The 20,804-nt window shown below is 73.4% G+C and carries 14 protein-coding genes; 4 read left to right on the top strand and 10 right to left on the bottom strand.

The genetic code is table 11. The features are described 5' to 3' along the window. The first annotated feature begins 10 nt into the window (after positions 1 to 10). Positions 11 to 1,579, top strand: coding sequence for an APC family permease (locus tag ACIGXP_RS24590; protein WP_399771510.1), 1,569 nt, complete (start codon positions 11 to 13; stop codon positions 1,577 to 1,579). Positions 1,580 to 1,652: 73 nt separating this feature from the next. Beyond that, the gene (locus ACIGXP_RS24585) at positions 1,653 to 3,203 is read left to right on the top strand and encodes a GMC family oxidoreductase (RefSeq protein WP_399771507.1); all 1,551 of its coding nucleotides are present in this window, start codon (positions 1,653 to 1,655) and stop codon (positions 3,201 to 3,203) included. A 3-nt stretch (positions 3,204 to 3,206) separates the two neighbouring features. On the opposite strand, the gene ACIGXP_RS24580 is transcribed toward ACIGXP_RS24585, so the two are convergent. The 9 genes from ACIGXP_RS24580 to ACIGXP_RS24540 all read right to left on the bottom strand — a co-directional run bounded on the left by ACIGXP_RS24580 (position 3,207) and on the right by ACIGXP_RS24540 (position 16,937). Beyond that, on the bottom strand, positions 3,207 to 7,934 hold the full coding sequence (locus ACIGXP_RS24580) for a hypothetical protein (protein ID WP_399771505.1): 4,728 nt from the start codon (positions 7,932 to 7,934) through the stop codon (positions 3,207 to 3,209). 50 nt (positions 7,935 to 7,984) lie between these two features. Then, positions 7,985 to 8,863 (bottom strand): hypothetical protein, encoded by an 879-nt coding sequence (locus tag ACIGXP_RS24575; protein WP_363218635.1) that lies wholly within the window; start codon positions 8,861 to 8,863, stop codon positions 7,985 to 7,987. 31 nt (positions 8,864 to 8,894) lie between these two features. Continuing rightward, the gene (locus tag ACIGXP_RS24570; RefSeq protein WP_363218636.1) at positions 8,895 to 10,424 is read right to left on the bottom strand and encodes a hypothetical protein; all 1,530 of its coding nucleotides are present in this window, start codon (positions 10,422 to 10,424) and stop codon (positions 8,895 to 8,897) included. A gap of 149 nt (positions 10,425 to 10,573) precedes the next feature. Then, positions 10,574 to 11,263 (bottom strand): GntR family transcriptional regulator, encoded by a 690-nt coding sequence (locus tag ACIGXP_RS24565; protein ID WP_399771502.1) that lies wholly within the window; start codon positions 11,261 to 11,263, stop codon positions 10,574 to 10,576. 67 nt (positions 11,264 to 11,330) lie between these two features. Then, positions 11,331 to 12,344 (bottom strand): SGNH/GDSL hydrolase family protein, encoded by a 1,014-nt coding sequence (locus ACIGXP_RS24560; RefSeq protein ID WP_399771499.1) that lies wholly within the window; start codon positions 12,342 to 12,344, stop codon positions 11,331 to 11,333. Continuing rightward, positions 12,341 to 13,516 (bottom strand): glycosyltransferase, encoded by a 1,176-nt coding sequence (locus ACIGXP_RS24555; RefSeq protein WP_399771497.1) that lies wholly within the window; start codon positions 13,514 to 13,516, stop codon positions 12,341 to 12,343. The genes ACIGXP_RS24560 and ACIGXP_RS24555 overlap by 4 nt, the downstream gene beginning before the upstream one ends. Then, a complete protein-coding gene (locus ACIGXP_RS24550) occupies positions 13,513 to 14,640 on the bottom strand; it encodes a glycosyltransferase family 4 protein (protein ID WP_399771494.1) in 1,128 nt (375 codons plus the stop codon). Before ACIGXP_RS24550 ends, ACIGXP_RS24555 begins: the two co-directional genes overlap by 4 nt. Before the next feature lie 184 nt (positions 14,641 to 14,824). Then, complete coding sequence (locus tag ACIGXP_RS24545; RefSeq protein WP_399771490.1) at positions 14,825 to 16,243, bottom strand: HEAT repeat domain-containing protein; 1,419 nt, start codon at positions 16,241 to 16,243, stop codon at positions 14,825 to 14,827. Between the two features lie 301 nt (positions 16,244 to 16,544). Further along, positions 16,545 to 16,937 (bottom strand): ankyrin repeat domain-containing protein, encoded by a 393-nt coding sequence (locus ACIGXP_RS24540; RefSeq protein WP_363218642.1) that lies wholly within the window; start codon positions 16,935 to 16,937, stop codon positions 16,545 to 16,547. A 311-nt stretch (positions 16,938 to 17,248) separates the two neighbouring features. Here ACIGXP_RS24540 and ACIGXP_RS24535 point away from each other — a divergent pair, with 311 nt between their 5' ends. After that, complete coding sequence (locus ACIGXP_RS24535) at positions 17,249 to 17,443, top strand: hypothetical protein (protein WP_351249433.1); 195 nt, start codon at positions 17,249 to 17,251, stop codon at positions 17,441 to 17,443. 40 nt (positions 17,444 to 17,483) lie between these two features. Next, positions 17,484 to 19,070, top strand: coding sequence for a hypothetical protein (locus ACIGXP_RS24530; RefSeq protein ID WP_399771486.1), 1,587 nt, complete (start codon positions 17,484 to 17,486; stop codon positions 19,068 to 19,070). 157 nt (positions 19,071 to 19,227) lie between these two features. On the opposite strand, the gene ACIGXP_RS24525 is transcribed toward ACIGXP_RS24530, so the two are convergent. Further along, the gene (locus ACIGXP_RS24525) at positions 19,228 to 20,736 is read right to left on the bottom strand and encodes a PLP-dependent aminotransferase family protein (RefSeq protein WP_399771484.1); all 1,509 of its coding nucleotides are present in this window, start codon (positions 20,734 to 20,736) and stop codon (positions 19,228 to 19,230) included. Positions 20,737 to 20,804 lie beyond the last annotated feature (68 nt).

Below are 20,804 nucleotides of genomic sequence, written 5' to 3'. Positions count from 1 at the left end.
GAGTCCGCTCATGACGACCACCGAGCAATCGCCAGGCCCCCACCACCACGACGACGCCGAACTCGCGGAGTTCGGCTACAAACCCGAGCTCAAGCGCACGCTCGGCAACTTCCACACCTTCGCCGCCGGGATCAGCTACATCTCGATCCTGACGGGCACCTTCCAGCTGTTCTACTTCGGCTACGGCAGCGGCGGCCCGGCCTACTGGTGGTCGTGGCCGATGGTGTTCGTCGGCCAGTTCATGGTCGCCCTGTGCTTCGCCGAACTCGCCGCCCGCTACCCGGTGGCCGGCTCGGTCTACAACTGGTCGAAGAAGATCGGCAATTCACATCTCGGCTGGCTGGCCGGGTGGATGATGTTGATCGCGTCCATCGTGTCCATCTCCGCGGTCGCGCTGGCCTACCAGTTGACGCTGCCGCAGATCTCGTCCGCGTTCCAGTTCGTCGGGGACGGCACCGGCAAGTACGACGTGGCGACGAACGCGGTCGTCCTGGCCGCCGTGTTGATCCTGTTCACCACCCTGATCAATGCTTTCGGCGTCAAGTTGATGGCCACGATCAACACGGCGGGGGTCTTCATCGAGTTGATCGCCACCGTTGTATTGATCATCTTGTTCGCCGTCCACATCACCCGTGGCCCTCAGGTCGTCATGCAGACGAACCACATGGGATCGGGTTACTCGACGGGTTACCTCGGTGCCTTCCTGGTGGCCTCGCTTGCCTCGGCGTACGTCATGTACGGCTTCGACACCGCCGCCTCGCTCGGCGAGGAGTCCCTGGACCCGTCCCGGAACGCCCCGCGCGCCATCATCCGCGCGATCGTCGCCTCCTTCGTCCTGGGCGGACTGGTCCTGCTGCTGGCGCTGATGAGCGTCTCCAGCCTCAAGGGCGACAAGCTGTCCACGGACGGCCTGCAGTACATCGTGCTCGACGTGCTCGGTCCGACGGCCGGCAAGGCGATGCTGTGGTGCGTGCTGATCGCGGTCACGGTGTGCGCGCTGGCCGTGCACACGGCGGCGATCCGGCTGGCGTTCGCCATGGCACGGGACAACAACCTGCCCGCGTCCTCGCTGCTGGCCCGGGTCAGCCCGCGCTTCCAGACCCCGGTCCTGCCGGCCGTGATCATCGGTGTGCTGGCGCTGGCGATCCTCGTGGTCAACATCCGCCAGCCGCAGATCTTCACGGTCGTCACCAGCATCGGCATCATCATGATCTACCTCGCGTACCTGGGCGTCACCGGGCCGATGCTGGTGGCCCGGCTGCGCGGGAAGTGGCAGCCGGCGGGCGGGGGCCGGTTCTCGCTGGGCCGCTGGGGGCTGCTGGTCAACATCGTCGCGGTCGTGTGGGGCGCGGCCATGACGGTCAACCTGATCTGGCCGCGCGCCGCGGTCTACAACGCCGGCGCGCCGTACCACTGGTATCTGCGCTGGGGCGCGGTGCTGTTCGTCGCGGTCATCGCGGGAGGCGGCTTCGCCTACTACTGGTTCGTCCAGCGTCACCGCACCGGCGTGCTCGCCGAGCACCGCCTGGAGGCGGCGTCCACCGCCTCGGCTCCCCTCACCGCCCCGGCGGCCGACTGACGCCGCCCCACACCCACCGATTACGACCGACAACGACTGATGCCGGCCGGGTTCCGGCCGGCAAGGAGGTCAAATGAGCATCGACGAGTTCGACTACGTGGTGGTCGGCGGCGGCACGGCGGGCAATGTGGTGGCGGCGCGGCTCTCCGAGGACCCGTCCGTGACGGTGTGCGTGCTGGAGGCGGGGCCGAGCGACGTCGGCGACGACGACGTCCTCAAGCTGGAGCGCTGGATGGGCCTGCTGGAGTCCGGCTACGACTGGGACTACCCGGTCGAACCGCAGGCCACCGGCAACAGTTTTATGCGGCACGCGCGGGCGAAGGTGCTGGGCGGCTGTTCGTCGCACAACTCCTGTATCGCCTTCTGGGCGCCGGCACAGGACCTGGACGACTGGGCGGCCCAGGGCTGTACGGGCTGGAGCGCGGCCGACCTGTTCCCGCTGTACCGGCGGCTGGAGAACAACGACGCCCCCGGCGACCACCACGGCCGTACCGGCCCGGTGAAGGTGCGCACCCTGAAGGGCGGCGACCCCTGCGGCGCGGCCCTGCTGGAGGCGTGCGCACAGGCGGGGATACCCACCGTTCCGTTCAACACCGGGAAGACGGTGGTGCGCGGGGCCAACTGGTTCCAGATCAACTCCGACGAGAACAACGTCCGCCAGTCGTCCTCGGTGGCCTATCTGCACCCGGTCATGGGCAAGCGTCCGAATCTGGACATCCGTACCGGGGTACGCGCCAAGAAGCTGGTGCTGGAGGGCCGGCGGTGCGTGGGCGCCGAGTACCTGGATCCGGACCTGGTGCACACCCGCACGGTAAGGGCCCGGCGCGAGGTGATCGTCTCGTGCGGCTCGATCGACTCGCCGAAGCTGCTGATGCTGTCCGGCATCGGCCCGGCCGGGCATCTGCGGGAGGTCGGCGTGGACGTCGTCGTGGACTCCCCCGGCGTCGGCGAGAACCTCCAGGACCACCCCGAGGGCGTGATCATGTGGGAGGCCGAGCAGTCCATGCCGGCCACGTCGAGCCAGTGGTGGGAGGCGGGCATCTTCTACGACACCGAGCCGGGCCTGGACCGGCCCGACCTGATGTTCCACTACGGCTCGGTGCCGTTCGACATGAACACCGCGCGCTGGGGCTACCCCACCTCGGAGAACGCGTTCTGCCTGACGCCCAACGTGACCAAGGCGAAGTCGCGCGGCACGGTACGGCTGCGCACCCGGGACTACCGGGACAAGCCGAAGGTGGACCCGCGGTACTTCACGCACGAGCACGATGTGCGGGTGATGACGTACGGGCTGAGGCTGGCGCGCCGTATCGCCGCGCAGCCGGCGCTGAGCGGCTGGGCGGGTGCGGAGCTGGCGCCCGGGCCGGACGTCCGGACGGACGACGAGCTGCTGGACTACATCCACAAGACGCACAACACCGTCTACCACCCGTCCTGCACGGTGAAGATGGGCGCCGACGGCGACCCCTCGGCCCCGCTCGACGCGCGGCTGCGGGTCAAGGGGGTCGAGGGGCTGCGGGTCGCCGACGGGTCGGTGATGCCGGACCTGATCGCGGTCAACCCGTGCATCACGACGATGATGATCGGCGAGAAGTGCTCGGATCTGATCAAGGAGGACCGCTGACGGCTACACCGGCTTCTTGAACATCCGGGTCGCCGTGATCTCACTGTGCACCGCTTCTCCGGCCCGGGGCTGCTGCGGCAACCCGGGCCGGAGGTGTTCCTCCACGCTGATGTACTTCAGGCCCGCCCTCAGGTCGGCGTCGTTGCGCAGGCGGATGACCAGCGGGAACTCGGCCAGCGCGGTCGTGTCGAACAGGCCGGTGGTGTACAGCAGCTGCACACCGAGCGCGTCCGACACGGCCCGCTGCAGCTCCAGCAGGTAGGTGGCGTTGGCGCGGCCGATGGGGTTGTCGAGGAACAGGGTGCCGGCGTGCCGGTGCTTGTCCCTTCCCCGGTCGTTCGAGCGCAGCGCGGCCATCGTGCAGTACAGCGCGATGGCCGCCGTGAGCAGCTGGCCGCCCGAGAACACGTCGCCCATCTGCCCGACGGGCACCCGTTCGGCGCGCAGTACGGCGTCCGGCTTGAGGATCTCGACGGCCACGCCCTTGGGCTGCAGCGCCGCCGCGACGCCGCGCAGCAGCAGGGACATGCCGTCGCGGCGCAGGTCGGAGTTCTTCTTCACGGCCGCGCGGGTGGCGTCGTCGATCACCTCGCCGAGCCGTTCGGTGAGTGTGGCCTGGTCGGGCTCCTCGAAGCGGATGCGCAGGAACTCCTGTCCGGACCACTCGCCGAGGCCTTCCGGGAGGCGGGAGAGCCGCTGGGCGGAGCGCAGAGTCGCGAGGGCGGACTCCACCAGGCCCCGCAGACGGTCCACGATCGAGTCGCGGTTGCGCTCCAGCTGCGCCAACTCGTCGGTCAGCACACGCAGCCGGGGCGCGAAGGCGTCGGCCCACTTCTGCGCGTGCTCGGGCAGCGCGGAGGCGGGCAGCTCGCGGATCTGCTGCCGGGCGGGGGTGCGGACCTGCTCGTAGCGCGTGGAGTTGGCGTGCCGGACCAGCACGTCGCTCGCCTCGCGCACGGCCGCCTCGGCGGCGGACAGGTCGGCGGCGCAGCCGCGCAGCGAGCGGCGGGCCTCGGCCGCGGAGTGCCGGGCCTCCTCCAGGCTGCCCGGGTACGGCTCGGGCTCCTCCTGCTCCTCCTCGGCGACATGCTCGCGCAGCAGGTCGCGGAGCATCGCGGCGATCTCGTCGAAGCCGCCGGCCGCGTCCTCGGCGGCCCGGTGGGCCTCCAGCAGCTCGGCGTGCGCCTCGCGGGCCCCGGCCAGCGACTCGGTACGGGCGGCGAGTTCGCCCGTCGCGGTGCGCAGCAGCGCCTGGGCGTGCTCGGCGTCGCGCGGGACCAGTTCGTCGGGCAGCTCGGTGTGCGCCTCGCCGTCCTCGGGGGCGTGCCGTTCGGCCTCGCCGCGCAGCCGGCCGAGCTGCTCGCTCGCGCTGGACATGCGGGTCTCCAGGAGCTGCACCAGCTCCTCCGCGCGGGCGGCGGCGGCCTGCCGGGAGGGGCCGTCGGAGCCGTCGGGCGACTGGAGCAGCTGCTCGGCGCGGGTGCGGACCTTGTTGCTGAGCCGGTCCAGTTCGGCGCGGGCGGCGCTCTCGTCGCTCTCCGCGCGGGCCTGCTCGGCGCGCAGGTCGGCCCCGACGCCGACCTTCTCGTACACCTGGGAGGCGGCCCGGTAGGCCTCGCGGAGGGCGGGCAGGGACGCCTTGGGGGCGTCCGCGTCCTCGACCGGTACGTCGTCGGGGGCGCCGGCGATCTCGGAGCGCTCGGCGCGCAGGGCGCGCGCGGTGCGGCGGGCGTCGTCGGCGGCGCGCTGGGCGGCGCGGCGGTCCTCGTCGGCGGCGCGGGCCCGCTCCAGGAAGGCCTGGGCACGGGCCTCGGACTCGGCGGCCTCGTCGGCGAGTTCGCGCAGTTTCACCTGCCAGCCGGCGCTCTCGCGGAGCCGGTGGGCCAGTCCGGCGAGGGCGTCGGCGGCGCGGCGGGCCTTCTGCGCGGCCTCCTGCCGCTCGTCACGGACCTGCACGGCCTCGGCGGCGGCCTGGTCGGCCTCCGCGCGCAGGGTGCGCGCCTCGGCCAGCTCGGCCTCGGACTCCGCGGCGAACGCACGGGCCTCCTCGGCGGTCCGGGCCAGTTCGGTGAGGCGTCCGGCGGGGCAGCCGGTGCGCCAGGAGGCGAGCCGTGCGGCCAGTTCACGGTCCTTGCCGAGCCGGGCGGCGAGGGCGCGGATCTCCTCGTCGCGCTCGGTGGCCCGCGCGCGCAGCGCCTGGCGTTCCTCGTCGGCGGCGTGCTCGTCGTGCATGGCCGGGTTCGGCGGCACGAGGAAGACGTCACCGGGAGCGGCGCTGTCGGCAGGGGGCGGGGCGAGCAGGGCTGCGGCCGTGCCGACGGCGACGGCGGAGCGCGGCAGCAGAGCGGCGTCCGCGAGCGCCTCGCGGGCACGCGCGTGGGTGTCCGGGTCGGTGATGATCACACCGTCGACCAGTTCCGGCCTGGCGGCGAGCACGCGCGCGTGGTCGACGGGGTCGACGGCCTGGGCCAGATAGCGCCAGCCGGGCAGTGCCGGGATGCCGTGCTCGCCGAGGAACTCCACCGTGGCCAGCACGTCCGGGCCGGGCGGCAGCAGTCCGCCGTCGCCGAGTGCGCCGAGGATGCGGGAGTCGTCGGCGGCGGCGGTGCGCAGCTCGAACAGGTGCCGTTCGGCGGTCGCCACGGCGTCGTCGAGAAGCTCGCGCAACTCGTCGGCGAAACGGTCGAGTTCCTCCGGGGTGAGGGGGCCTTCGGCGGCCGGGCGAAGGGTGCCGTTCAGGCCCGGTCCCGCCGGCTCTCCGGCACCGTGTGGCCCGCCCGCAGGGCCCTCGTCGGTCGCGCCGTTGCGCGCGCCGCCCGGGGTGCCCGGTGCGTCGTCGGCCCCGGACCGGGGCCCGGGCACTGCGGCGTGCCCGGCCGCGGTCGCGCCCGGCAGGCTCAGCAGCTCCGCGAGCCGCTCCTCGGCGGCCAGGGACTCGGCGAGGCGCCGCTCGGCCTCGTAGGCGCGCTCGGCCGCCGTCGCGGCATCCGCGGCGCGGGCCGCGGTCAGCTCCGCGCGGGACTCGGCGGAGGCCGCCTCGCGCGCGTGCTCGGTGACCTTGCGGGCGGCCTCGCGGGCCGCGTCCCAGGCGGCGACGGCGGCCTTCTCGGCGTCGCTGGCGGCGAGTGCGGCGCGGGCCGGGTCGGCGTCCGGGGCGCTGTCGTCGAGCCAGCCGGCGCGCACGGCCTCGGCGGTCTCCTGCTCGACCTCGGCGAGGCGCTGACGCAGATGCCCGGCCTCGCTGCGGGCGCGCTGTGCCTCGGTCGCGGCGGTGGTGGAGTCACGGTAGGCGGAGTCGCCGGCCTCCTGAAGGGCGGTGGAGCGCTCCTCCCCCTCGTTCGCCAGGGCCTCGGCGTTCTCGGCGGCCGCGTGCAGGGCCCGTACGAGGTCCACGGCGGCCTTGGCACGGGCGGCGAGCGCGGGCGCGGCGTCCCGCTCGGCCTCCTGGATCGCGGCGGACACGCGCGCGACGCGGTCGGCGGCGGCCCGGTGGCGCAGCACGGCCTCGGCGGCCTGCCAGGCGGAGTGCAGGGTGCGCGCGTCGGCCAGTTCGCGCTTCTGCGCGGCGGCGGACTTCTCGGCGGCGGCCAGCGCCAGGGAGGCGTGCCGGTAGGCGAGTTCGGCGGCGATCAGGGCGCTGCGCTCGCGGGCACCCTCGGAGTGCGTGACGGCGTACGCGGCGGCCGTGACCCGCTGCGCGAGGTCGGCGGCCCGCACCCGCTCCTGCACGGCCCGGGCGGACAGCCGCCGGGCGAGCGTACGGGTACGGCGCTCGGCGCCGGCGTGCACGTCACGCGCGCGTGAGCGGGCGTCGGCGGCCTCGACGATCCGCCCGAGCAGGTCGACCGACCCGGCGGTGAAGTCCCGTTCGGCGATCAGCTCGGCGCGCCGGCCCAGCTTGTTGCCGAACCCGCTGACGAGGTCGGCGAGGCCGTCGGTGTCCCGGGTGTCGGTGACGGCGCGCAGCAGCAGGTCCGTGAAGTCGGAGTCCTTCTTGACCGCGAAGAGACCGGCCGCCTCGCCCTCGTCGGCGTTCATCTCCCGCTGGTAGCGGAAGAGTTCGGGGTCGAGGCCGAGGTCGCCGAGGTGCTCGATCCAGCGGTCGTGGATCTCCTCCCAGTGCACCTCCAGGTGCGGATATGCCTTGCCGGCCTCCATGAGGGCGTCACGGAAGCCCTTCATGGTCCGGCGGCGTCCCTGGGCGCCCGAGGTGCCCTCGACGCGGGGCCGTACGGCGGTGGACTCGGCGACGGGCAGGTTGTCCAGGCTGAGCCCCGGGCCGGGCCGGAACGAGTACCAGGCCTCGGCGAACTTGCGCGGGTCGTTGGACACCTGCCGTCCGCGCCATTCGCTGACCTTGCCGACGACGACGCATTCGCCGGTCTGCACGTGCTGCCACTCCAGCGCCACGTGGCCGCAGTCGTCGGCGAGCAGGAACTTGCGCAGCACACCGGAGCTGGCGCCGCCGAGCGTGTTGCGGTGGCCGGGCAGCATCACCGAGAAGATCAGCTTGAGCAGCACGGACTTGCCGCCGCCGTTCTCCAGGAAGAGCACGCCCGCGGGCGCGGGCCGGCGCGGCGGGCCGGCCGGCTCCTCCTCGAAGAACTCCGCCTGCGTGGGCGCCGGGTCGGGCACGGGCTCGCCGACGCCCCGCAGGTCAAGCACGGTGTCGGCGTAGCGCGCACCGGCGGGACCGATGGAGTAGAGGCGGACCCGGGACAGCTCGTACATGGCGGACTCTCGTCGTAAGTCTTCGGAAAACGTGCGGTGGTTCTGGAGGTTCAGGAGTGGAACGGCAGTCCGGCGTCGGCCACCAGTTCCAGGTCCTCGGTGTCCTCGGCGGGCAGCAGGCTGGCCGTGCCGTCGGTCACCGGTACGACGCCCAGTTCGAGCAGTTCGGCCATGGCCGCGCTGCCGGCCAGGTCGCGGACCTGGAGCTGGTAGCGGGCCGTGGTGCGGTAGGTGCCGCCGCTGTCGTCGCCGGTGCGCTGCAGGAAGCCCGAGTCGGTGAGGAAGGCGAGGGCCTTGGCCACGATGCCGGTGGTGGAGGCGGCGGGCCGGCGGGCGTCCTTGGTGGCACCGGTGGCGCTGCGTCTGGCCCAGATCCGCCAGGCGGCCTCCAGTCCGGGCGCGTCGGTCACCGGGTCGGTGTTCTCGCCCAGTTCCTCGGCCCGCTCCTCCAGACGCCGGCAGGCCTGCCGTACGAAGGCGTCGACGCCGTTGACGGTGACGCGGCCGATGTAGGAGTCGTCGGCCAGGTCCTCCGGGCGCGGGAAGGCCAGTGCGGCGGCGGCGAGATGGGCGAGGCCGTGCAGGAAGCGGTCGCCGGAGTCGGCGGTGGTGCGACGCGCGTAGTCGCCCATGCGGACGGCGAACACCGAGTCCTCGGCGGCCGTCACGGCCATCCCCGCGCGCGGGGACACCTCCAGCACGACGAGCCCCAGACCGGCGGCGACGGCGTCGGCGAGCCGCGCGAACGCCGGGTCGTCGCGGTACCGGCGCAGCAGTTCCGTGTACTCCTGGTCCCGCGCGGGCTGCAGCTTGGGCTGCAGCCCGAAGGCGACGAGCCGCGCCGCGTCGGCGGCGTCGGCGGGGGTGACGGCGGCGGGCGCCGACGGTGCCGACGACTCCGCCTCACTCCACTCGACGTGCTCGCTCACGGTTGGGGCTCCTTGTCGCGCTGTTGTTGACTCATGCTGCTTCCGTCCGGTCCGCGGCCATCCCGGCCGCGTCCAGCAGGGCGGTCCCGACGATGAGGTCGGCCCCGCCGAACTCCGGATCGTCCAGCTCGGTGCCGTCGTCCACGGCGAACAGCAGCTTCTCCTCACCCTGCCGATACGCCGTGCCCACGGCCGGACTCGCCGCGTGGACCGCCAGCAGGGCCACCAGGTAGGCAAGATCGGGGTCGCCGGTCCGGCGGGCCTCGGCCAGCAGACCCGACAGTCTCCTCGGCGCGTCGGCCGGCAGATCCAGCAGCTCCATCGCCGCGGCCAGCTGTTCCTCGCTGAACCGGCTGTCGTCCGGCGTGGCGATCAGGTCGGGTTCGGGCATCTCCGCGCCGAGGTGCTCCCGCTCGACGGGCGGCGTCAGCAGGATGTCGACGAGATCGGCCACCCGCACGGACACGGGTGTCCGCAGGCCCGTGCCGTTGGCGAAGAACGCGTCGGTGACCCGGATCGCCTGCTCCAGGGGCAACGGCAGGACGGGCGCGACGAGATGGCCGTACAGGTCTATTCCGGAGGTCGTCGCGGGGGTGGCGAAGGCCTGCCGGTCCTGCTCGGCGCGGAACAGCGGGCCCGCCTCCAGCAGCCGGGACTGGAGCTGGGTGTGCCGCCGGATGCAGTCCTTGACGATGTCGACCAGCTCGGCGGCGCGGCGCTTGTGCTCGGGCTCCTCGGTCTCGTCACGGGCCTTGCGGATGTTGGTGAGGATCGCGTTCTCGTGGCGGTAGCGGTCGGCCACGTGGTCGAGGGCCTCGGCGATCATGTCGGGCACGGCGACCAGCCAGTCGACCGCGCGGACGTTGCGCCGGGTGGCGTCCAGGGCCCGGCGCAGGGTCTCCGAATACTGCACCGTGCGGTAACGGGCCTGTTCGGCGGCGAGCTGGGCGTCGGCGAGCCGACCGCGGTTGATCAGCACCTCCAGCTTGACCTCGGCGGCGATCTGGGCGCTGGTGACGTCGGTGTCGAGGGCGCCGACGAGGACGTTGACCGCCTCGTCGGTGGTGCGCAGATAGACCGTGCCGCCGGGGCCGGGGACCTCCTCGATCAGCTTGAAGTCGTAGTCCCTGCGGACGTACGTGCCGTCCGGGGCGAAGGTCCCGTACACGGCGCGGAAGCCACGGTCGACGCTGCCGACGTTGATCAGGTTCTCCAGGACCCAGCGGGCCACGCGCTCGTGCTCGGCGGCCGGCCGCTGCGGGGCCTGCGCGGCGATGCGCGGGACGAGCCGGGCCACGATCTGCTCGTGGTCGGCGCCGGTGTCGAAGTCCATGTTGAGCGTGACCAGGTCGATGGCGGCGAGGGCCACCTCGGCCATGCCGTACACCCCGTACTCACCGGCCAGATTGGCCTTGCGTGCGTCGAGGTCGTGCAGCGGCGCGGTGCAGGCGAGCGCGCGCAGCCGACGCGCCAGCCCCTCGTCGGCGGCCGGGCCCGGTGCCGGGCGCGGCCCCGCGCTGAGCTGGGGCGGAACGCTGTCCGTCGATGCAGGCGAAGTCACGGTGCACAGACTAGGTCCTTGGTCTGACATCGACCCAAACGAGTGGCTCCGCCGGTTTGGCCGGGGCGCCTCGGGTTGTCCATGGCCGCGTGTCGGTCGTGGCTGGTCGCTCCGCGGCGCAGCCGCGGACCGATACGGCCCCGCGCCCCTTACGGGGTGACCCGGCGCCGGTAGACCTCGACCACCCGCTCCAGCGAGTCCGCGAGGTACGTCTCCAGCAGCCGCTCGGCCTCGCGCTTGTCGCCGGTCTGGAGCGCCTGGAGGATCTGGCGGTTGCGGGCGAGGTAGGGCTCGTGCAGCCGGCGTGGGTCGTCGACGACGTGGAAGGCCAGCCGCAGCTCGGCGAAGACGCTGCGCATCAGTTCGTCGGTGCGTTCGCTGCCGGCGAGGGCCACCAGTTCCCGGTGGAAGTGGATGTTGGCGGTGCCCAGCGCCTTCCAGTCGTTCCCGGCGGACGCCGTCTCTCCCTCGGCGACCGCCGCGGCCACTCCGTCCAGCAGGTACGGCGGCTCGCCGAGCCCGCGGACGACGGCGCACTCGACCAGGGAGCGCGTGCGGTAGATGTCCTCGACGTCCTCGACGGTCAGGACCCGCACGAACACCCCGCGGTTGAGTTCGTGGACCAGCAGTCGCTCGTGCGTGAGCAGCCGGAACGCCTCGCGCAGGGTGTTGCGGGAGACGCCGAGCGCCCCGCCGATGCCGTCCTCCGACAGCCGCGTGCCGGGCGGGAAGTACCCGTCGGCGATACGACTGCGGAGGATGTCCGAGACCCGCTCCGCCGTGCTCGTACGCCCGAGGAGCGCCCGGTCGTCGGCCAGTGCCGTCAACTGCTCTGCCATGCCCGGAATTCAATCGCACACGCCGGAACGAAACAACGTGGGTATTGAGGGATTGTTCAACGATCCTCTACTCCGGTACCGCAGCCTTCCCGGCGGACCGCCGGCCCCCGGTTCGCCATCCGGCCACCGCGGTGGGCGCCCCGGCCGCACCCGCCGTCCCCGGCGCCATGGCGGCGGCCGCCATCCCCGGCACGGTGCCCGTACCCGGCGTCGCGGCACCGCCGGCCGCGGCCGAACACGGTTCCGCGGGGCCGGAGAGGGCTGCCAGGGCGGCGGAGGCCGCTGCCGAGGCGTGCAGGTCGAGCTGGGCGCTGGTGCCGCGGGCCCGATGGTGGAGTTCGTCGGCGGCCAGGCGCAGGAGCTGGGGCAGCAGGTCCCTGCAGCGCCGGGCCACCCAGGCGGTGCCGGCCGTGGCCAGCCACAGCAGGCTCGCCGTGCGGGTCGGCGCGGGGAACTCCGGTTCGGGGGAGGGCGGTGGTCCCGTCGCCCGGCCCGCCTCGGTGAGCAGCGCGTGGAAGCGCACGGCGAGCTGCCGGTGCCCCCGCTCGCCCGGGTGCAGCCGGTCCGCGCTCCACAGGGCCCGGTCGGTGATCCAGGCACCGTCCGCGGCGTGCAGATGGACGGCCCCGTAGCGTTCGGACAGCGCATGGACGACCGTGTTGACGGCCCGTTGCCGACGGGCCAGCGGGCGGGCCAGGGCGCCCGGCAGGCCCAGCATTGCGCCGGGGTCGGGCAGGCAGGCGGTGAGCACGGTGGCGCCCTCGCCGGTGAAGGCCGCGTAGACCTCGTCGAGGTGGGCGGCCACCGCCTGGATGTCGAAGGTGCGGCGCAGCGTGTCGTTGACGCCGATCACCACCGACACCAGGTCGGGACGGAGTGCACGGGCGGCCGGGGTCTGCCGTTCCAGCACGTCCCGGGTCTGTGCGCCGCTGACCGCCAGGTTGGTGAACGCCACGGCGTGCGGGGTCTCGGCGAGGGAGGGTGCCAGCAGCGCGGCCCAGCCGCGCCGGCCGTCCCCGGCCGGGTCGCCCACGCCCTCGGTCAGCGAGTCCCCGAGGGCGACGAAGCGGACGGGTCTCATGCCACGCCCTCCGGTACACCACGACGGACGCCGATGGGGTGCAGCACCTCCGCGTCGTGCGCCGCCAGGAACGCCTCCACGGCCGCTCCCCAGCCGAAGCACTCCGCACGCGCGCGTGCCGCCTCGCGCCGGGCAGGACCGCCGCGGTCCAGGAGCAGCTCCACGGCGTCCGCGAAGGCCTCGCCCCGGTCGGCCGCGGTCGCCCCGGCGGACCCGATGACCTCGGACAGCGCGGAGGACGCGCTCGCCACCACGGGCGTGCCGCACGCCATGGCCTCCAGGGCGGCGAGCCCGAAGGTCTCGGCCGGCCCGGGCGCGAGAGCGATGTCCGCGGTGGCCTGGAGGGCACCGAGCGCGGCCCGGTCGGAGACGTGCCCGAGGAACGTCACCGGCAGCCCGTGCTCCCGCGCGCGCTGCTCCAGCCGGGCCCTGAGCGGCCCGTCCCCGGCCACCACGAGCACCGCCCGCCGCCCGCGTCGTATCAGCGCCTCCAGCGCGTCCAGCGCGGTGCCGGGGCGCTTTTCGACCGACAGCCGGGAGCACATGACCAGCAGCGCCTCGCCCCCGCGCGCGTGCAACGTGCGCAGGCCCGGGTCGCGCAGCGCGGGGTGGCGTTCCATCAGGTCGACGCCCAGGGGAGCGCGTACGACGTTGCGCGCGCCGATGCGCACGAACTCGCGCTCGGCGAACTCGGTGGTGCACACCACCCGTGAGTAGACGTGCGCGGTACGGGTGTTGAGGACGTCGGCCGCCCGGCGGGAGAGGTTCTCGGACAGGCCCCAGGTGCGCAGCACCCCGTCGGCGGTCTCGTGGGAGACCATCACGGCCGGCACGCGCGCGCGGCGGGCCCAGCGTCCGGTCCAGCGCAGGGTCGTACGGTCGGAGACCTCCAGGCGGTCCGGGGCGAGCTCCTCCAGGAGGGTGGCCACGCGCCGCTTGTCGGTGAGGACGCGGTAGCCGCCGGTGCCGGGCAGCGGCGGGCCGGGCAGGGTGATGACCCGGCCCTGCTCGGTGTCGCGGTCGGTGTGCCGTTCACCGGGCACGATCAGCACGGGTTCGTGGCCGGCCGCCCGGAAGCCCTTGCCCAGCTCGCGCAGGGCGGTGCGCAGGCCGCCGGAGGCCGGGGCGACGAAATTGGCGAGCCGGACGATGCGCAGGGACTGGCCGGTCATGCCGCCACCACCAGCCTGCGTGCCGCGAGGACGTCGTCGTAGTGGGCGATCAGCTGGTCGCCGACGGCGGCCCAGGTGCGGCCCTCGACCATGGTGCGCGCGGCGGTGCCGTACGCGGTCCGCCGCGCCGGGTCGGCGGCCAGTGCGCGGACGGCCTGCGTCACGGCGGCGGCGTCGCACGGCGGGACGAGGAGTCCGGTGCGACCGTGGGCGACCAGGTCCAGCGGGCCGCCGGCGGCGGGTGCGACGACCGGCACCCCGCTGGCCATGGCCTCCTGGACGGTCTGGCAGAACGTCTCGAAGGGGCCGGTGTGCACGAACAGGTCCAGCGAGGCGAAGATCCGCGCGAGGTCATGGCCGGTGCGGCGGCCGAGGAAGACGGCGCCGGGCAGGGCCTCGGCGAGGTGGGCGTGGCTGGGTCCGTCGCCCACGACCACGACCTTGACGCCCTGCAGACCGCAGGCGCCGGCGAGGAGTTCGACGTGCTTCTCGGGGGCGAGCCGGCCGACGTAGCCGACGATCAGCTCGCCGTCGGGGGCCAGTTCGCGGCGCAGCGCCTCGTCACGGTGCTCTGGCCGGAAACGTACGGTGTCCACGCCGCGCGGCCACAGCCGGACCCGGGGCACGCCGTGCGCCTCCAGGTCGCCCAGGGCGGCGCTGGAGGGGGCCAGGGTGCGGTCGGCGGCGGCGTGCACGGAGCGGATCCGCCGCCAGGCGGCGGCCTCGCCGGCACCCATGTAGGTGCGGGCGTATCCGGCCAGGTCGGTCTGGTAGACGGCGACGGCGGGGATGCCGAGCCGGGCGGCGGCGGCCATGCCGCGCACGCCGAGGACGAAGGGGCTGGCGAGATGCACCAGGTCGGCGCGGTGCTCGACGAGCGCCGCGGCGAGCCGCCGGCTGGGCAGGGCGACACGGACCTGGGGGTAGCCGGGGAGCGGGAGGGAAGGGGTCCGGACGACCGGGCACGGGGCGTCCGTGTCCGGTCCGCTGCCCGGGGCGGGGGCGGGGGCGACGACGAGCGGATGGTGACCGCGATCTACGAGGTGCCGGGCGGTCTGGAGCGCGCAGTGGGCCACGCCGTTCACATCGGGGGGAAAGGATTCGGTCACGATGACGACACGCATACGGGTGTTGTCGCCGCGCCGGAAGTGGCCGCGTCAACGTCGATCTTTCCGGCCGGGGAACGTCCCATGAGCGTTGGGCTGCACACCCGAGCAGGTCAGACGGCCGTCATGACCGCCTGACCTGCGGGACACCCGGTGTTCACGCGGCGGGCGGTCGTCCGCCCGGGCCGTGTGCGTGCGGGGGTCAGCCGAGGGCGGCGTCAGGTCCGAAGCGGCTGCGTACCGCCGTCTGTACTTCCGCCTCCTCGGCCGGGTCGGCGGCCAGGCGGCGCAGGCGCTCCACGACCCGGGCATCACCTGTCTCGGCGTGCCGGGCGGCGAGTTCGCGGGTGGTCTCCTCGCAGTCCCACAGGCATTCGACGGCGAAGCCGGTGGCGAAGGAGGGGTCGGTGGCGGCCAGGGCACGGGCGGCCCGGCCGCGGAGATGGGAGGACGCCGTCTCGCGGTAGACATGGCGCAGGACGGGAGCCGCGCAGGCGATGCCGAGACGTCCGGCGCCGTCGACGAGGGCCCACAGGGTCGGTGCGTCGGGGCCCTCGCCCCGCACGGCCTCACGCAGGGCGCCGAGGACGAGGTCGCGGTCCTGGACGCCGCCGCGGCAGGCGAGCATGCGTCCGGCGGCGGCCCCGAGCCCGTCGGGGCGCTGGGCCCAGCGGCGCGCCCGGTCGACGGCGGCGACGCTGCGCATCCGTTCGAAGGCGTCGACGGCGGCTTCCACGACGACGCCCGTGCCGTCGGCGACCGCGGCCTCGATCAGGTCGAGGGCGTCCGGGTCGTTGCTGTCGGCGAGATAGCGCAGGGCGGTGCAGCGGGCTCCGTCGATTCCGCTGCGGGCGGCCTGGACGATCTCCGGCCGGTCCTCGGGGCCTGCCACGGCGACCAGGCAGCGGGCGGCCGGCACATGGAGGGCGGCGCCGCGCTCCATGCCGTGCTGGGCCCATTCGAACACGGCGCGCACGCTCCAGCCGGGGCGTGGACCGGTGGGCCGCAGCTGGCGCTGCCAGCGGTCGAAACAGCCGGTCTCCTGCGCGGCACGCACGCGCGTCGCGATCGATTCGCGCGGATCCTCGGCCCACAGCCGCCAGGGCCTCGGCTCGAAGGCGTCGCGCACGGCGGCGGCCAGCTCGGCCTCGCCCTCGGGATCGGTGGCGAAGCGGGCCAGGACGGGCGGCGCGAGGGCACGCAGGCCGGCGTCGTCGTCCCTGAGGGCCAGCTCGTCCAGGGCCCAGGCCCAGTTGGACCCGTGGGCGGCGTACCGGCGCAGCAGTTCGAGCGCGTCGCGCCTGCCGTAGGAAGCGAGGTGCCCGAGGACCGCCAGGGTGAGGCCGGTGCGGGACTCGTCGGTGTCGAGGACGTCCTCGGGGTCGAAGAGGTGTGCCTCGATGGCGTCCAGCTCGCCGTTCAGGTCGAGGTAGAGCCGGGCGTAGTAGAGGGAGCGGTTCTCCACCTGCCAGTCGTGGCGTGGATCGCGCAGCACGCACTGGTTCAGGGCCGCGAGCGCTTCGGCGCGCGGGGCGGTGAGCGCATGCAGCGTGCCGTCGCCGCGGCCCCGCTGGAGCAGGCCGAGCAGCGTACCGCTGGGCGCTATGACCGGATCGAACATGGGAAACAGCCTCACATCAAGCGTCGACGCAACCGGGGAACACGCACTACCTGGCCGCGTGACACAACGTCGGAGCGCCCGCCGTCTCTTGCTTGCTGAAGACCATCTCTCTCTGCCTCTCGTCGGTGGCCCATGCGGACCGCATCACGGCCCGCGCGGTGCGGCAACACCTGCCCAGCCATCGCGTCCGTGAATCACGTCGTCATGATGACCCGGCCGTTTGCGCTGCCGCGACCGTATTTCCGGCGGCCCTTTACCGCCTCCCCCGTTTTCTGTGTCGTACCTGGTCAGGACATGCGCGTCAGTGCGCGCCGAACAGCTCCAGGAGTTCCGTCTTGCCGAACATCCGGGCGGTGTCGACGGCCGACGGCGTCCCCGCCGCGGGGTCGGCCCCGCCCTCCAGAAGAGCCTTGATCACTTCCGTCTCGCCCTTGAAGACCGCGCCCGCGAGCGGGGTCTGGCCTCGGTCGTTGACCTGGTCCGCCGCGCCACCCCGGGCGAGCAGCGCGCGGACGGCGTCTGCGTGGCCGTGATAGGCGGCGAGCATGACCAGGGAGTCACCGCGGTCGTTGGTGAGGTTGGCCGGAACGCCGGCGTCGACGTACGCCACGAGCGCCTCGGTCTGCCCCTGCCGGGCCAGATCGAAGATCTTGGTCGCCAGCTCCACGACCTCGGGGTCGGGGGCTTCACTCATCGGCGGGACCGCCTCTCCTCAAAACTTCGGGGACTGCAGGGAGCGTACGGCAGCGAGCGGAACACGGCCGTACGAGTGAATCGCCAGCGTACTGGCTCTCGCGGCACATGACCCGATGTGCCCGAGGTAAAGATCAGCAGCAGGCCCCGCGGAAGGCAACGGGCCTGGCCAACCGGGTCAGGGCCACTCCGCCGCGCGGGCGAAATCGCTCGTATTTCACCCAGTTGCACCTTTTATCGTATGGATACATAGTGTGATCCTGGAAGAACTCATGGTGACTGCCCCCCACCTTCGACACCAGGAGGCCCGAAATGATCCTCTCCCTGTCAGGCGTGTTCATCCTCGGAATCGTCGTCTTCCTCTTCTTCCGCAAGGACGGACTGAAGGGTTCGCACGCCACGGTCTCGGCTCTGTTCGGCTTCTACCTGTCGAGCACGGCCATCGCACCGAGCATCAAGGCCGGCGGCGAGAGCCTGGCCAGCCTCCTCGGCGGTCTCAAGTTCTGATCCCGCCCGCCCCACCCGCACGCACGACCAGGAGTCAGCAGTGGCCCGGCGCCCCCTCCCCCGCATCCTGAGCAAAGACAGCGCCCAGATCGCCCGGATGCAGCTCGCCCGGAGCCGGGAGCTGGCCCGGACTGCGGCCGACAGCGCCACCGACGTCCTCCACCCGCTGATCACCGTCACGCGGGGGCTGCGCCTACTGGCCTCGGCCGGGCGGCGCAGATGGACGGACACCCCGAAGGACAAACGCGGGCCACTGCTGTTCCTGGTGGCGTCCGTGATCCTGGTCGTGGTGCTGGTGCCGTACGGTCCGCTGCTCGCCGTCATCACCCTGATGTCCGCGGCGGGCTGGCAGGGCCGCGACCGCACCCCGCCGGCCCCCGAAGGACCCGACGAGTCGCAGACCGAACGGCTCCAGACCCTCTACGAGGCCCTGGTGCCGTACTTCTCCAGCCCCGAGGACCCGGCGCCGCTGTACACGCACGGCGGGGAGTGGGGGAAGGCCTTCCCCGCCCACGAGTTCGACGACGCCGGGCGCATCGGTCATCTCGTGATCCGCTATCCCGCCTACTTCCCGGACGGCGAGCACGACGCCCGCGCACGGATCGAGCAGCTGCTCACCGCGAAGGCCGGGCGGGGCCGCGAATACCACTTCGCGTGGGCCGCGGAGGGCAACCAGCTCACCGTCACCGTCCTTCCCCCGCTGCCGGCCGACATCCCGGCCCAGCACTTCGTCACCGCGCCGGGCGAGACCGTCCTCGGCTTCACCGACGCGAGCGAGGTCCAGCGCACGCTTCCCCTCTCCTACGGAGAGGAACAGATCGACGTCCCACCGGTCGTCTGGCGCACCGGCGTGCGCTCCACCGAGCCGCATCTGCTGGCCATGGGGCACCCCGGCAGCGGCACCTCGACCCTGCTGCGCTCGATCGCGCTGCAGGCCCTTCGGTACGGGGACGTCCTGATCGTCGACGGCGGCGGCACCGGCGAATACGCGTGTCTGACCGGCCGGGACGGTGTGCTGGCCGTCGAGTGCACGCTGCCCGGGGCGCTGGCGAGCATGGAGTGGGCCGCGCAGGAGACCGAGCGGCGGCTCATCGCCGTCAACCTGGCCCGGCAGGCGGGCGACCCACCGCCGGCCAACGCCCGGCGACCGCTGTGGATCATGCTGGACCGCCCGTCCGTCTTCACCCACCTCGCCGGGGCGGACGGCCACAAGGACCCGCAGACGCTGCTCCAGGTGCCGCTGCGGCACGGCCGGGCGGCGAACGTGACCGTCGTCGTGGCCGAGCAGTTCGACAGCGCGGAGGCTCTGGGCGACGCGGTACGACAGCACACGCGCGCGCGTGTCGTGCTCGGGCCTGCGACGCCCCGTCAGGTGGAGGCGGTGCTGGGGGCTCCGCCGCACACCACTCCGCTGGGGCACGTGCCGCCGGGGCGCGGATACGCCCGGCTGGGGGTCGGGCCCGTGCACCGGCTTCAGGTGCCGCGTACGCCGGATCCGTACGACGACGCGACCAGTGACGCCGACCGGCAGGCGGTGCTGGAGTTGCTGCCGGCGCGGGCCACTGCCGTGGGCGCTCAGCCGACGGAACTCACGAAGCAGGCGGTGAGTGCGGAAGCAACCGGTTAGCGCCGTCCGGGTTCATGTCCGTCTCCCGGGTGCGGGTCCCTCGTGGTCACCCGCACCCGGCGCGCCGAGCCAGTGGGCGAACCAGGGGGTGTCGACGACAACGCGGCAGACGTACGTGCCAGGGCCCGCGACGCCGGGATGATCCGAACGACACCTCCTAGGCCACAAACGTACGCGGCGCCTCCGCACCCCCCGCACCCCCGTTCTCCACCAGCCGAGCCGCCGCCGCGAGTCGGACCGCCGCCTCCTCCGCCACCGCTCCCCCGACGGTGAACGGAAGCCGCACATAGCCCTCGAAGGCGCCGTCCACGCCGAAGCGAGGGCCGGAGGGAACACGGACCCCGGTCCGCTCACCCGCTTCGGCGAGCCGGGAGCCCGACAGGCCGCCGGCGCGGACCCACAGGGTCAGACCGCCCTTGGGCACGTTGAACTCCCACGCCGGCAGTTCACGGCGGAGCGCCGCCACCAGCGCGTCCCGGTTCTCCCGGGCCTGAGCCCGGCGCAGTTCCACCGCCTGCTCCCAACCGCCCGTGCTGAACAGCCAGTTGACAGCGAGCTGTTCGAGCACAGGGGTGCCCAGGTCGGCGTAGGCCCGCGCGGCGACCAGGCTGCGGATGACGTCCGGAGCCGCCCGCACCCAGCCGATGCGCATCCCCGCCCAGAACGCCTTGCTGGCCGAGCCGACCGTGATGACGGTCGAGCCGGCCGGGTCGAAGGCGCAGATCCGGCGCGGCATCCCGCCGCCCGCGAACTCCTCGTCGAGCCACAGCTCGGTCATCGTCTCGTCGGCGACGAGCACCGTACCGGCCGAACGCGCCGCGTCCACCAGCCGGCGCCGCTGGTCCTCGTCTGCGAGCGCCCCCGTGGGGTTGTGGAAGTCGGCGACGACATAGGCGAGCCGGGGCGCGGCCTCGCGCAGGACCTGGCGCCAGCGGTCCATGTCCCAGCCGGACAGCCCCTCGGCCATCGCGACGGGGACGAGACGGGCGCCGGCCTCGCGCATCAGCTGCAGGATGTTGGCGTAGGACGGGGACTCGACCGCGATGCGTTCACCACGGCCGGCGAAGAGGTGGCAGATCGCGTCGATGGCGCCCATCGCGCCGGTCGTCACCATGATCTGCTCGGGCATGGTGGGGATCCCGCACGCGGTGTACCGCTCGGCGATCATCGCGCGCAGCGCGGGCAGTCCGGCCGGGTAGTCGCCGTGCGTGTGGGCGTACGGCGGCAGTTCCTCCAGGGCGCCCTGCACGGCGCGGGTGAGCCACGGCTCGGGCGCCGGAAGCGAGGCGCAGCCGAGGTCGATCATCGAGCCCAGCGCCTCGGGGGGCAGGGGTTCCAGGCCACGGGCGGGCAGCGGGTTGCCCGCCGGTACGGCCGTCCAGCTGCCGGCGCCCCGCCGGGACTCCAGAAATCCCTCGGTGCGCAGCGCCTCGTAGGCGGCGGCGACCGTCGTACGGCTCACGGACAGGGCGAGGGCCAGTTCGCGTTCGGCGGGGAGGCGGGCGGCGACGGGCACGCGCCCTTCGAGGACCAGCAGCCGGATGCCGTCGGCGAGGGCACGGTAGGCGGGCGGACGGCGGCTGCCGGGTCCGGCCGGGCGGTCCTGCTGTGAGTTGAGGAGCCGGGCGAGCTGCGCGGCCCCCATCGCAGAGGTCCACTGCGCCATATTGATCAGTCCACCTTCCCCGAATTGGCCATGGAAGCGGATTCTTCCCAAGCCACAGAGTGACATGC

The sequence above is a fragment of the Streptomyces sp. NPDC053069 genome (assembly GCF_044546895.1).
Classification (GTDB): domain Bacteria; phylum Actinomycetota; class Actinomycetes; order Streptomycetales; family Streptomycetaceae; genus Streptomyces.
This window is presented reverse-complemented; position numbering and strand designations above follow the sequence as displayed.